Origin of the sequence: Halobacillus alkaliphilus, from assembly GCF_900113125.1 — a bacterium.
Lineage (GTDB): Bacteria > Bacillota > Bacilli > Bacillales > Halobacillaceae > Halobacillus > Halobacillus alkaliphilus.
Map to the genome: position 1 here is coordinate 19,962 of NZ_FOOG01000009.1, position 13,799 is coordinate 33,760.

Consider the following 13,799-nt stretch of genomic DNA (forward strand, 5'->3'; position numbering starts at 1 on the left):
TAGGTTATATTTATTGGCTGGTTTTCGCTTTCTCTTCCTCGATCAGTTTTCGCTTTAATAATTTTCCCACTGTATTTCTCGGAAGTTCTTCACGAATTTCATATTGCCTGGGCACTTTATACTGGGTTAAACGGGTGGAACAGTATTCTTTTAAATCATCTATGTCCACGCTGGGCTCTTTTTTCAAAACTACATAGGCTTTTACGATTTCCCCCTTATCCCTGTCTGGAATTCCTACCACCGCTGCATCCTTCACAGCGGGATTTTCATATAAAACGCTTTCAATTTCCTGCGGATAAATATTAAATCCGCCATTGATAATCATTTCTTTTTTTCTTCCAACTATATAAAAGTATCCATCCTCATCACACATGGCGAGGTCCCCCGTGTATAACCATCCATCTCTTAACGTGTGACTGGTCTCTTCTGGCTGATCCCAATAACCTTTCATAACCTGGGGGCCTTTAATGATGAGCTCTCCTACACTATTGACCGGAAGAGTCTCATCAAGATCATCTACAATCCGGCAGTCCGTCCCAGGAAAAGGCAAACCGATACTCCCTATTTTTCTTATTCCGCCAGCAGGGTTCCGATGGGTGGAAGGGGATGCTTCTGATAGACCAAACCCCTCACCAATTACGGCCCCCGTCAAACGTTCAAACCGTCTAATAATCTCTACAGGTAGTGGAGCGGATCCACTTGAACAAAACTTAAGAGAATCGAGGCGATAGGATTCTATATTGGGGTACTGGACAAAAGCGCTATACATCTTTGGCACGCCCGGAAAAAAGGTGGGCTGATACTTTTTAATTTTTTCCGCTACCTCAGCCACCTTGAACTCTGGAATTAAGAGAATGGAAGCCCCAAGATAGATTCCGAGATTCATGGCACTTGTCATGGCATACACGTGATAAAGCGGAGTAGCGGCAAGGACGGTCTCCTTTCCTTTCACCATTAGCTCTCCATACATCGCGTGGCTCTGCATAACGTTCGCCACTAAGTTGTAATGTGTGAGCATGGCCCCTTTAATTTTACCGGTCGTTCCGCCTGTGTATTGAATCACAGCTACATCCTCTTTAGCAGTGATAGGAATATCCTTTTTCAGTGGATACGCATTATTGATAAGGTTTTCCAGCGATTCAGGAAGATCCCGATCTTCTTTTGAGAAAAAGACAAGAGAAATGCCACTCTCTTCCTTTACCTGCTCAATGAGTAATCGATTGCTCTCTTCAGCTACCAGATAGTTCATTCCGGAGTCTTCGATGATGTGAAACAGTTCTCTTGCTGTATAACGCGGATTAATTTGAACCACGATCAGACCGAGCTTTTGAGCAGCATAATAAGCGATGACATAGTCCGGATGATTGGAAATCATCAGTCCGATTCGTTCGCCTTTCTTTAAGCCCTGTTCATTCCAGGCTCCCGCCAACCGATCTACATTGTCTTTCAATTGCCGATAGGTTATCCGGCAATCCTCATACAGGATGGCCATTCTCTCCCCGAATTCATGAGCCGATTCTTGAAGCAATGTATAGAGAGACCTTTCTGGAAGGTTTATTTCTGTCTTCATTTCTGGAGAATACGATGAATACCACGGCCGATTTTTTAAGTCCGTCACATGAAGTCCTCCTTCTTTACACTTCTTCCTTCACCTCATCATAAGGCCATGCCGGGAGTGAACGTGATAAAGTCTTATCTGACCGATAGCCAAGTACGTACTCCGCCTGCATGACCGTATGAATTTCACGTGTTCCTTCATAAATGACAGGAGCTTTCGAGTTCCTTAAAAATCGTTCTACCGGGTATTCATGTGAATATCCATAAGCTCCGTGAATTTGAACAGCATCATTCGCTGCTTCATTCGCATAATCACAGGCCTGCCATTTCGCAAGTGACGTTTCCCGTGTGTTCCGTCTGCCCTGATTTTTTAATTCCCCCGCGCGGAAAACAAGGAGACGGGACATTTGATAGCCCGCTTCCATTTTAGCGAGCATCTGCTGGACCAGCTGATGCTTGCCGATTTCTTTCCCAAACGTTTTTCTTTCGTGGCAATACTTCACACTTTCCTCAAGGCACGCAAGAATCTGACCGCATGCGCCGGCAGCCACCGTAAAGCGCCCATTATCGAGAGCGGCCATAGCAATCTTAAATCCTTCTCCTTCTTCTCCAAGCAGATTTTCTTTCGGTACCTTTACATGATCAAAAAATAGTTCTCCCGTGTTCCCTGCCCGAATACCAAGCTTGCCTTTGATAGCCTGGGAAGAGAACCCCTCCATGGTCCTTTCTACGATAAAAGCTGATATGCCTTTATGCTTCTGACTTTTGTCTGTATAAGCAAAAACGAGAAAATGATCGGCATGATCGCATAAGGAAATCCACGTTTTCTGACCGTTTAAGATGTAGAAGTCTCCTTCTTCTGTTGCTGTTGTTTGCAAGGAGGCGACATCGGAACCTGCATTCGGCTCCGTTAATCCGAACGCCCCTACTTTTTCTCCTTTTGCCTGCGGAATAAGGTATTTCTGCTTCTGGGCTTCATTGCCCCATTGGAGCAGTGTCATACTATTAAGACCTGTATGAACGGAGACAGCTGTACGGAAGGCTGTATCTCCCCGCTCTAATTCTTCGCAGACAATCGCGAGTGTATTGTAATCCATTCCACTGCCCCCGTATTGCTCAGGGATACAAACTCCCATCAAATCCAGGTCTGCGAGACGGTTCATAATTGAGGATTCAAAGTGACCCTTTTCATCCCATTCCTGAATGTAAGGATTGATTTCCTGATCTACGAATTTACGAACCACTTTTCTAACCATTTCCTGCTCTTCCGTTAATTCAAAATTCATCATTCAAATCTCCTCCTTAATTTATTCATATAAACCTCTAATTCAACAGGCACATTACCATTTAATCTCCGTGTTCATTCTTAAAGAAAAGCTCCCGTTTGTTGAAGACACAGTTTCGAAATAAATGGGGCCGTTACGTTAGGTGGGTAAGGGCTGGTGGGGAAATAACTCGTCTTGTTCCATCACCCAGACACTCGAGACATAAGCCGTTCATCAACGGACGGAAAAACCACCCTCCTTTTGATGCTCGGCTTATGCTGGTCGTGTCTTTCGGGGTGATTCCACATTTGAACACTTTCCTATGGGGGAACGGTGAGCTTCCTCGCTCGTTTCACTCCCTGCGGGATCTCACCTAGTCCCTTCTCCCGCTCTTACACGCTCATAAGTCATAAGCGTAAATCAGGACATAAACGACGATGAGTGCTATCCAGCTCCAGCACCTAGCCGCTAGTGAGACTTCCCTCACTTCTGTACGATAAGTCAACATCGAATCGCTCCGCTCTTCGTGTTTCCTTTATCTCCGCCAGCTCCAGGCTAGTTTCGGTGCCTAGCCTCTCGAGGTCTTAAGTCCAACCATGATAGGAAGGAGGGCACTTCCTTTCATGGTCGTTCTTAAGCTTGTCGAGGCTGAGCAAGGCACCTCCACATTTGAACGTCCAGTCCATACGCCGCTGACCAAGGTGCTTCCGCTTTTAGCCAGGGAGTCTCGCCATTTCCCCACCATCCCAACATGATTATGGAAAACGGTCCCTTCTAGAAGAGAAAGATCCTCCTCCTTAATCTGGATTAAATGCTTTTATGTCAGGCTATTGCGGGTCGTTACATCCTGAAAATAGCTGCACAATCACATGGTCTAATGTCTTATTACGCATGTGATGTCTGAAGTGGTTTCGAGCATCTGATTTGGCTAGGTCCGGAGGGGGATGATGAAGACTCCTGCGGGATAAACATGATCGGTGAGACCCCGGAGAGCTTTAGCTCGAGGAGGCTCAGCACATGCCCGCGGAAAGCGAATCATCCCCCGCAGGACCTTCACTGTGAACCAATATCTCGAAACTGAATCTTCAACTATCCGCCCCTTTAATGTAATAACCTGCTAATGAACCGCAACGTTTACTTCATCCTTCCTTTCAGGGATGTCTATGTATAAAAAAGCCAGTTATATGGTGTAGTCTCTTCATACAACTGGCTTAATCCACTTACTCGTTCACGTTAATCGTGACTATTTCACCGTTTTCGACTGCTGCAATCCGTAAACCAGTCGTGAAGCCTCCATCCTCTTCAATTCTCTTAATCGTGTAAACTTCTTTCTCTTCAGGGATCGCCTCCAATCCCTCTTGCATATGAGAACGGATAGCTTCTGGATCATCAACCGTTCCCGCGGCTTTCATAGATTCCATAAAGGCATACATCCCTACGTAATGATAACCAGCTTCAGATCCCGGTTCTTCCCCATATTTCTCTTTATATTTTTCAATAAATTCAGCAGTTCCTGGATAATCTGAATTTACAAGCGGTGTCACACCGACCGCACCATTCAGCATCTCAAAAGAACCTGTGACGGTTTTCATTTCATTCAGCTTGGCCTGATCCATGACAATAAACCCGCCTTCAAAACCTAATTCCCTAGCCTGTTTGGCTACCTTAGCCGTTGGCTCTGATGGACCGCCAATAAATAATACATCTGGATCCCCTTCTAAGGCATTAGTAACTAATGTGAAGAAATCCGTATCCTTCGAGAAATCGATAGAAGAGTTATAGACTACTTCTCCGCCTTGCTCTTTCCAATGCGGCAGCAGGGCTTCTGTCCAGTCTTTTCCGTACTGCGAAGACGTCGGAAGAGCTGCAATTTTCTTACCGAAGTTGTCCATTGCATAATTAGTGAATGGTTCGATGTAGCCATCATAGCTCGGTGGAATTCGAACCGTCAGCTCGTTACCTTCTGCTGTCACTGCCGGTTCACTCGTATAAGCTCCAATGAGGAAGTTTTCCTTTTCATTGAATACTTGCATAGCCTTTACGCCTCCGCTGTGAGGAGTGAAAATAATCGGTGTATTATTTTCCTGAAGCAAACGTTTGGCATTAGCTGCGGTCTCATTAGGGAGGTATTTATCATCGAGCGACACGAGATTATATTTATACGTTTGTCCATCAATCTCAAATCCGCCATTATTATTGATTTCTTCGACAGCCATCTTAAGACCATTCAACGATCGTTCTCCATAATAGGCTGCCGGTCCGCTTAAAGGTCCCGTATAACCGATGCTGACCAGTTTTTCCCCCTCTTCTGCTTTCGTTTCTTCCGTTTGACTTTCTCCGCCCCCATCACCAGACGCTGAATTGGACGGATTATCAATACATCCCCCTAAAATAAACAGAAACGAAAGCATCACCAGAAAAGCAGATAATCTGAAAACCTTCATTAGATCTCCTCCTTAAGGATAGGTGTTTTCTATTTGACCGAACGCTGCTCCAACGTCTTCCACTCACTTATCATCAGGCACCAATATAAGCCCTGCGAACCGTATCATTTGCTAACAACTCTTCCGATGATCCCTTCACCACCATGGATCCACTTTCAAAGACATAGCCCCGATCCGCAATTTTTAATGCAGCAAAGGCATTCTGTTCGGCCAGTAAAACTGTTGTACCATCCTTATTGATTTTCTGAATGACCTCAAACATCTGCTCTACAATGAGAGGAGCAAGTCCAATGGATGGCTCATCAAGAAGCATCATTTTCGGTCGGGACATTAACGCCCTGCCAATTGCGAGCATCTGCTGCTGCCCTCCACTCAACGAGCCAGCCGCGTTCTCTTTTTTCTCGCGCAGGATTGGAAAAAGCTCATATACCTCGGAAATGGACTCTTTTACTTGTTTCCGCTTTTTTCGGTGAACATAGGCTCCCATAATCAAATTTTGATGAACAGACATTTGAGGAAACAGCTTGCGGTCCTCTGCACATTGCACGATTCCAGCTTGTACAATCTTATCTGGTGATAACCCTGTGATGGATTTCCCTTCAAAAAAGATATCCCCGGCGCTCGGTTTTTGAAGTCCGCTGATAGCGTTAAAGGTTGTACTTTTTCCCGCTCCATTTGAGCCAAGTAAAACGACCAGCTCTCCCTTTTCCACCTCAATATCAATATCTTTGACTGCCGCAAAGCTTCCATATTTCACAGATACATTCGATAACTCAAGCACTCGCGTCACCACCTAAATATGCTTCAATAACCGCCTGATTGTTCATGATTTCCTCAGAAGTTCCCTCTGCTATTTTCTCCCCATAATTTAAGACCATGATCTTGTCGGCAAGCTTCATAATCATTTTCATTTTGTGTTCAATTAAGCATACGGTAATGCCCCGCTTGACCATTTTTTCCATCAATGCTGCCAGGCCTTCTGTTTCTCCTGGATTGATCCCCGCAGTCGGTTCATCCAGAAAAACTACCTCCGGATCCGTAGCGAGCGCAAGTGCGAAAGCAACCCTCTTCTTCTCTTCCTGGGAGATATTAACCGCAAGCTCGCCCCTTACATGCGTCAATTCAACGAAATCAAGAACCTCCATCGCTTTGTCGCGGCACTTTTTCTCTTCTAGTTTATAACGTTTGGTTCTGAGTACTGCATCGAGCAGGTTGGACCGTGTCCTGAGCCGGTGTCCAACGATCACGTTGTCAAGAACCGTGGACTGTTCGAAAAGGTTTGTGGTCTGGAACGTACGGGCTACCCCAAGAGTAGCGATCTTATTCGGGGGCAGCTTCGTAATGTCCTTCCCCTTATAAAACACCTGCCCTGAACTTGGTGTGTACGATCCGCTTACCAGGTTAAAGAACGTGGATTTCCCGGCTCCATTCGGACCGATAATCGCATTGATCTTACCCTTTTCAATTGTAAAATCTACTTCGTTAACGGCGACTAGTCCCCCAAACTTCTTCGTAAGCTGTCTGGTTTCAATAAACATGTTTTATCCCTCCTTCACTCTTTTCTCCTCATCTTCCTGCGACTGCTGAACATAAGAAGTCTGCTTTGACGGAACGGATTTCTTTTTTCTCGCTTGTCTCTTCATACGAAAATCAAGATACGCTCCTGCAATGCCCCTCGGATAGAAAATGATCAGTATAGTTAAGAGCGGACCGAAAATAAGCATCCGATAGTCTTGCAAAAATTGAAGAGATTGAGAGACGCTGACAATAAGAAAGGTGCCTACAATCGGGCCAGCGAGAGTTCCCAGACCACCAACTAACAAGTAGGTAAGAAAATCAAAAATAATTGTAATGTATCCAATGTCAGGCCCAATGAACCTGATAAATGAAGCATACAAGGCTCCCGCCAGACCCGCAAAAAACGTAGAAAGAACAAAGACGAGCAGCTTGTTTTTCATCGTAGATATCCCAATCGTCTGAGCCAGGTCTTCACTGTTTCGAATCGCTATAAAGGTACGGCCTGTGAGAGAATGGATAATCCGATACATAATGAGAATGGTAGCCAGCAAGAAAAAGAGAATCAGGTAATATTGAGAGAGAGGCGTTTCGAACGATATGGGACCAATTGCTGTTGGAGCCGGAATTCCAATTAATCCCCGCACACCGCCGGTGAGGCTGTCCCATTTATCTATCACCAAATAGATGATATACCCGACACACAGTGTGTAGATGGCAAAAAAGTGTTCCCGGGTCCTCAACGCAACCAGCCCTACGACAAAACCAATGGCACTTGTTATCACACAAGCAAGTACGAGAGCAATCCAGTAGTTCAGCCCTGCTTTAACCGTCAGCAATCCTAAAGCGTAAGCTCCAATGGCGAAAAAACCAGCGTGCGCAAGGGACAAATATCCGGTGTAACCTGCCAGAAGATTCAGCCCATAAACCGCAATCATCCAGATGAAGGCAAGAGTTAACACATGCAGAAAGTAGTCATTTTGCGAGAGAAAAGGAAACACAACGGCCAGTAAAATGAAACCGATCATCCAGCCTCTTTTCTTAAGATAAGCTCCCATTTAGAAACCCTCCCTGGAAAAAAGACCTTTAGGACGAATAGATAGAATAATCACGAGAAGTAAAAAAGCAATGAGGTCTTTATAATCGTTAGAAATATAGGTGGCGCCAAGACTTTCCGTAAAGCCGAGAATATAACCGCCGAGAATAGCTCCAGGAATACTGCCCATTCCGCCAAGAATGATAATGACGAAGGCTTTTAGAATAACGAGGTGCCCCATTCCCGGAAAGACAAGATTGATCGGTGCCGATAAAGAGGCGGCAATGGCAGCCAATCCACCTGAAATCATAAACGTAAGCATCGCGACTTTATTTGTATTGATGCCTACTAAATGGGCTCCTTCACGGTTTTGCGCCATGGCAATAATGGTGGCGCCAATATACGTCTTTTTCAAAAACAGGTAGAGTAGAATCATGACCGCTATGGCTCCAATATTAATGAGCACCCGCTGCATTGTGGCGGTCGTTCCAAAAAGGTTAATGACTTGTCCGTAAGGTGTGGTCATAGTGCGGTAGTCGGCTCCCCAAATCAATTGAGCAAATGCTTCGAGAAACAACAGCATACCGATCGCCGCTATTTTATCGTGGATCGGAGGAGCATTTCGAAGCGGGTGGAAAACCAGACGGTCCATAAGAACTCCGAGAAGTCCTACTACAAGAACAGAAACGGCCATTGCTATCCAATAATGAATCCCCCATAACAGCATCAAGGTCAGAGTGATATAGGCACCAAGCATGTAAAGAGCACCGTGGGCAAAGTTAGGAATGTGTAGGATGCCGTAAACGAGTGTCAGTCCCAAAGCAACCAGACTATACACACTGCCAATTGTTAGCCCATTGAATAGCTGCTGCGTTAAAATATCCATTGAACTTCCCCTTTAACCAGATTTTAAAGCCCGGGAGGACCCGAGAATAACGGTACAAAAACACCCGGGGTCCCAGACCAATTCAATCAATTGTTAACTACCTTGCACCTTCTCCCTCTCCTGTTCCTGCAGTTTCCGCCACAAGATCTTTCCACTATTGGTTGTAGGAAATTCTTCTCTGAACTCCACCATTCTTGGATACTTATAAGCAGCCATTTTTTCTTTGGACCAGGTAATAATTTCTTCTTCTGTCACTTCTCCTTCGTATCCATCATTTAAAATGACAAACGCTTTAATATTCTCACCTTTCCTAGGATCTGGAACGCCAACTACACAAGCTTGCTGAATGGCGGGGTGATCATACAGAGCTGATTCTACTTCGGTCGGCCAGACATTAAATCCAGAGGCATTGATCATCCGCTTCACTCGATCGACAATAAAGAAGTAGCCCTCCTCATCACAGCGTCCAATATCTCCCGTCCGGAAAAAAGACTTGCCATCAATATCTATAAAAGCGCTTTCATTTTCATCTTCACGATTGTAATAGCCGAGCATGACTTGAGGTCCGTTTACAACAATTTCTCCAATCTCACCAGTCTGAACTTCTTCATTAGTGGCCGGATCAATAATCCGCGAATCCACATTAAATGAAGGGATGCCAAGGCATTGAAGTTTCGGCCGATCAGGTGGATTGAAATGGGTTTGAGCAATGGTCTCAGACAGCCCGTATCCTTCCACAAATTCAAGCTCTGTCAGATTATAGAGCTTTTCGCCAAGAGCTTTTGGAAAAGATGCTCCTCCGCCGGATATGGCATAAAGCGAGCTCAGATCATCCGACTTAACAGCAGGGTTAGCAAGGAAATCAACCAACATGGTACTGATCGTCACCCAGTGTGTGCACTGCTGATCGCGAATCAGCTGGCGTGCAGCTTCGCGGTTCCATCTGGTCATAACGACAATTTTATTCCCGCTGAAAATCGGCATCAGCATGCTGTGAATCATGCCGGTCACGTGAAATAATGGCAAGGTCGCTAATGTACTTGAATCAGTAGTAGCACGAGACCAGTGATAAGCCCCCACGGTATTCGCCTGTACGGTACGATTCGTATGCATACACCCTTTCGGCAGGCCGGTCGTTCCAGATGTATAAGGAAGTACAGCTAAGTCGTCGGCTGCAATCAATTGATCCTGCGGTTCTGCTCTGTGTTTAAGAGCCTCCCCCCATATATGCAGATGCTCTCCTGTTAAGGAAGCTCGTTCCGCAGAAACTTCCGCGGGAAGATAATCTCCAAGTTCATTTCCTTTATAATCGGAATAAGCAGCCACAATCAGGTTTTCAAGCGATGTACTTTCTACTAACGGCTCGACTACTTCCATGAATTCCTGTCCAATTAAGGCATTTCTCATGGAACCATCCTTAATGTAAAACTCGAGTTCGTTTGTTTTCAGCATCGGATTAATCGGTACAACAACAGCTCCTGCTCTTAAGATGGCATAGTAGCCAATAATGAATTGGGGAGAATTTTGCATGAATAATAGAATTTTCTCCCCTTTGGTGACTTCTAAGTATTGCTGCAGATAACCAGCCAGGTTATCGACCTCTGCCAGAAGTTCCTGGTATGTCATTGTTGCACCATAATAATAAATCGCTTCGTGATCGGGGTAACGCGCTGCCGATACTTTAAGATTGTCGTAAATAGACGTTTCCGGCACGGTAATCGTTTTCGTTAATTTTGGCCAGAAATCATAGTGCTTCGTTTTCATGAAGATCTCTCCTTTTTCAATTCAGATCCAAATGCTTATTGTAAGCGTTTTCTTATTAAGTCAAAGAGCACTTAAGTAATCATCCATCCGCCATCAACTAATAAATCTGATCCCGTCATATAGGAGGCTTCGTCTGAGGCAGCAAAAGTAATCACTTTAGCAATTTCTTCAGGACGCCCCACTCGACTGAGCGCCGTATTGCGCTGAATGGCTTCTTCAAATCGTTTATTCTTCAGTCCTTCTTCTGTCAGCGGAGTTTCCGCAAAGCCAGGGGAAACTGAATTCACCCGGATTCCATATGACGCAAGCTCCAGTGCCAGTGACTTGGTAAAATTAATGACCGCAGCTTTGGAGGAACTGTAATGAGGAATCTTAGCTCCTGCTTTATGTCCAGATAAGGAAGCCACGTTTACGATTGACCGATTGACATCTGTTTCTTCCTTCTCCTTACCTTTGATTATGATACGTCCAAGTGCTTTCGAGACTAGATAAACGCTTTTTAAATTCGTGTTCTGAATTCTGTCCCACTCCGATTCTTCCATATTAAGTATGGTAGAATTCCCTGAGGTTCCCGCATTGTTTACAAGAATGTGAAGGTCTCCTGCCTTCTGCTCAATAAAATCAGCCAGCTCCTGTACTTCCTCTTCTTTCGTCACATCCGCTTGAAAAATATCCGCTGCGGGTTCACTCAGACCTTCATTAATCTGCTGAGCTGCTCGCTCAAGCTTGGATACAGTCCGTCCCACCAGAATAACGTGAGCCCCTTCGGAGGCAAGCCGAGCAGCCGTCTGTTCGCCGATTCCGCTGCCAGCGCCCGTTACCACAGCTATCGCACCTTTAAATCTAGAAATGATTACCCTCTCCTTTCTTCTAATTAATTCTGTACAAGATGACTTTCAAGCGCGTCACGTAAATGTTGAGGGATAGTTTCACTTTTCTGCGCTTCATAATTAAAATGAACGACTACGGCTTCCGAATCTGCAATCCGTTCTCCTGTGTCGGCTGCTTCTATGCTGTGAGTAAAGTAGAAGCTGCTGTTTCCAATGTGTGATACCCAGGAAGACACGATCAATTCCTGCCCAAAATAAGCCTGACTGACGAAATCGCACTTCGTGGATGCCAAAATGAATTGCCCAGCTGAGTTCAGCTCCTCTGGAATCACTTCTTGAAAGAATTTCCCCCTGGCTTCCTCTAGATAAATGAAATAACTCGTATTATTTACGTGTCCCGCCATATCCGTTTCACAGAAACGGACTCTCACTCGTATTTGATGATTCAAGTGTCACCCTCCCTTCTAACCGGTTAGTATCCTTTAAAAAAACCCTTTTAATAAGGGAAGCGATCACGTTAGTCGCTTTTATTAATTCCATTTAACAGGATCTCTACGTAAATGTCTGTGAGTTCTTCAGCCGATACATCTCCCTCAGGGTTATACCAGTAATAACTCCAGTTTGTCATTCCTAGTATTCCGCGCGTAACCATGTCGGCATGTAGGTCTTCCTGAAACTCTCCTTTATGAATACCTTCTTCCACAAGTTGCTGTAGATTTTTACGGAACTGATCTCTTTTTTCAACGTTCTGTTCCAGGTACTTGGGTCCCAAATTACGCATTTCACGGAAAAAGATCCTCGCGCTTTTTTTCCGCTCATTAATACTTTGCAGAACCATATAAATCATCGCACGCAGCTTTTCTCTTGAATCCTTGGCTTCATCCTGAAGGATTTCCTCCTGTTTTTTAAGGAGAAATTCAATGAAGTTTAAGTGAATCGTCGTTAACAATTCCTGTTTATTAGTGAAATAATAATAGAAGGTACCTTTGGTGACTCCCAGTTCGTCCACGATTTCCTGAATTGACGTTTCCGTGAAGCCTTTTTTGTCAAATAGATGAATGCTGACATCAATCATTTTCTGTTTCATCACTGCATTGTCCTCTCGTTTAGGGATGATACGTTATTATAACATTCCTAAATCTCACGAAAACGACGGATTTCATCCACGTTCAAGAATCATGGCAATTCCTTGGCCGCCCCCGATGCAAGCTGTAACTAAAGCATGTTGACCGCCTCTTCGTTTCAGTTCATAAATGGCTTTTGTCGCAAGAATGGCTCCTGTCGCGCCAAGAGGGTGCCCGTGAGCAATCGCTCCTCCATTAACATTCACTTTCTCAAGATCCATCTTCATTTCTTTATTACAAGCCAGCACCTGCGCAGCAAACGCTTCATTAATTTCAATAATGTCCATATCCTCTAAGCCAAGACCTGTCTGCTCCAATACTTTCTGAGTGGCAGGCACAGGACCAATGCCCATAATATTTGGATCTACCCCGGCTACAGCACAAGCCTTCACGGTGGCTAATGGAGTCAGGCCTGATTGCTCGGCTTTTTCTCTCGACATAACCATCAGAGCAGAAGCAGCATCATTTAAACCAGAGCTGTTTCCAGCAGTTACCGTTCCTTCTTCCAGAAAAGCCGGACGTAATTTAGCCATGCCTTCGACAGTTGAACCGGGTCTCGGATGTTCATCTACCTTAAACTCAATCGGTGCTCCTTTTCGAACAGGAATCTCAAGCGATACGATCTGCTCTTCAAACCGCCCTTCCTCTATCGCCATCCCCATTCTTTCTTGGCTTTGCTGAGCGAATTGATCCTGTTCTTCTCTTGGAATGCTGTATTTCTCCGCAAGATTTTCAGCCGTAATTCCCATTGGAGGATCACCAATCTCTTTTGGTGCCAGCTGTGATTTCTTAAACTTAGGAGGGACAGGGCTGAAAGCTCTTTCCGGGCGCTCCATCAAGTAAGGGGCCTGACTCATACTCTCCGTTCCGCCCGCTACATAAACATCGCCGCTGCCTGCCCGAATGGCTTGAGCAGCGAGATAAATCGCATTGAGACCGGAGCCGCATTGCCTGTCCACTGTTAAACCGGGAAGATTAATAGACAGACCGGACTGTAAAGCCGATAGACGAGCCACATTGCCGCCACCACTTAACACGTTTCCCATAATCACATCTTCAATCATATCCACATCGACACCAGCTCGTTTGACTGCTTCCTTAATAACTTCTGCTCCAAGGACATGGGCTGGCACTTTGGCTAGTGTTCCTCCCTGTTTGCCTATAGCTGTTCGTACTGCTGATACAATCACCGCATCACGTTCTCTCATAATGTCACTCCTCTATTAATTGTCTCTATTAAAATTCCGTATTGATCTTCCTAGTTAAGCTCCCGTTTGTTTAAGACTCCGTTTCGAGATATTGGTTGACGAGGATGGTCCTGCGGGGGTCGATTTCGCTTTCCGTGGGAATGCGCGGAGCCTCCTCAGAAGCGACCGAG

At 45.1% G+C, this 13,799-nt stretch carries 12 protein-coding genes; all 12 read right to left on the reverse strand.

The features are described 5' to 3' along the window. Positions 1–10: 10 nt before the first annotated feature. The 12 genes from BMZ06_RS07250 to BMZ06_RS07305 all read right to left on the reverse strand — a co-directional run bounded on the left by BMZ06_RS07250 (position 11) and on the right by BMZ06_RS07305 (position 13,629). Positions 11–1,618, reverse strand: coding sequence for a long-chain-fatty-acid--CoA ligase (locus BMZ06_RS07250; protein WP_089751390.1), 1,608 nt, complete (start codon positions 1,616–1,618; stop codon positions 11–13). Between the two features lie 16 nt (positions 1,619–1,634). Next, a complete protein-coding gene (locus tag BMZ06_RS07255) occupies positions 1,635–2,843 on the reverse strand; it encodes an acyl-CoA dehydrogenase family protein (RefSeq protein ID WP_089751478.1) in 1,209 nt (402 codons plus the stop codon). A gap of 1,199 nt (positions 2,844–4,042) precedes the next feature. Next, positions 4,043–5,266: an ABC transporter substrate-binding protein gene (locus BMZ06_RS07260; protein WP_089751391.1), complete on the reverse strand. Its 1,224-nt coding sequence runs from the start codon at positions 5,264–5,266 to the stop codon at positions 4,043–4,045. A 73-nt stretch (positions 5,267–5,339) separates the two neighbouring features. Continuing rightward, on the reverse strand, positions 5,340–6,047 hold the full coding sequence (locus tag BMZ06_RS07265) for an ABC transporter ATP-binding protein (RefSeq protein ID WP_089751392.1): 708 nt from the start codon (positions 6,045–6,047) through the stop codon (positions 5,340–5,342). Then, positions 6,040–6,804 (reverse strand): ABC transporter ATP-binding protein, encoded by a 765-nt coding sequence (locus tag BMZ06_RS07270; RefSeq protein WP_089751393.1) that lies wholly within the window; start codon positions 6,802–6,804, stop codon positions 6,040–6,042. Before BMZ06_RS07270 ends, BMZ06_RS07265 begins: the two co-directional genes overlap by 8 nt. Positions 6,805–6,807: 3 nt before the next feature. Further along, positions 6,808–7,839 carry a branched-chain amino acid ABC transporter permease gene (locus BMZ06_RS07275; protein ID WP_089751394.1) on the reverse strand — a complete coding sequence of 344 codons (1,032 nt, stop codon included), beginning with the start codon at positions 7,837–7,839 and terminating at the stop codon, positions 6,808–6,810. After that, on the reverse strand, positions 7,840–8,703 hold the full coding sequence (locus BMZ06_RS07280) for a branched-chain amino acid ABC transporter permease (RefSeq protein ID WP_089751395.1): 864 nt from the start codon (positions 8,701–8,703) through the stop codon (positions 7,840–7,842). It lies immediately after the preceding gene. A gap of 93 nt (positions 8,704–8,796) precedes the next feature. After that, complete coding sequence (locus BMZ06_RS07285; RefSeq protein WP_089751396.1) at positions 8,797–10,467, reverse strand: long-chain fatty acid--CoA ligase; 1,671 nt, start codon at positions 10,465–10,467, stop codon at positions 8,797–8,799. Between the two features lie 71 nt (positions 10,468–10,538). After that, positions 10,539–11,318, reverse strand: a complete 780-nt coding sequence (locus BMZ06_RS07290) for an SDR family NAD(P)-dependent oxidoreductase (RefSeq protein ID WP_089751397.1) — start codon at positions 11,316–11,318, stop codon at positions 10,539–10,541. Between the two features lie 23 nt (positions 11,319–11,341). Then, a complete protein-coding gene (locus BMZ06_RS07295; RefSeq protein ID WP_089751398.1) occupies positions 11,342–11,746 on the reverse strand; it encodes an acyl-CoA thioesterase in 405 nt (134 codons plus the stop codon). Between the two features lie 68 nt (positions 11,747–11,814). Next, complete coding sequence (locus BMZ06_RS07300; protein ID WP_089751479.1) at positions 11,815–12,384, reverse strand: TetR/AcrR family transcriptional regulator; 570 nt, start codon at positions 12,382–12,384, stop codon at positions 11,815–11,817. A 72-nt stretch (positions 12,385–12,456) separates the two neighbouring features. Further along, positions 12,457–13,629: a thiolase family protein gene (locus BMZ06_RS07305; RefSeq protein ID WP_089751399.1), complete on the reverse strand. Its 1,173-nt coding sequence runs from the start codon at positions 13,627–13,629 to the stop codon at positions 12,457–12,459. Positions 13,630–13,799: the final 170 nt, after the last annotated feature.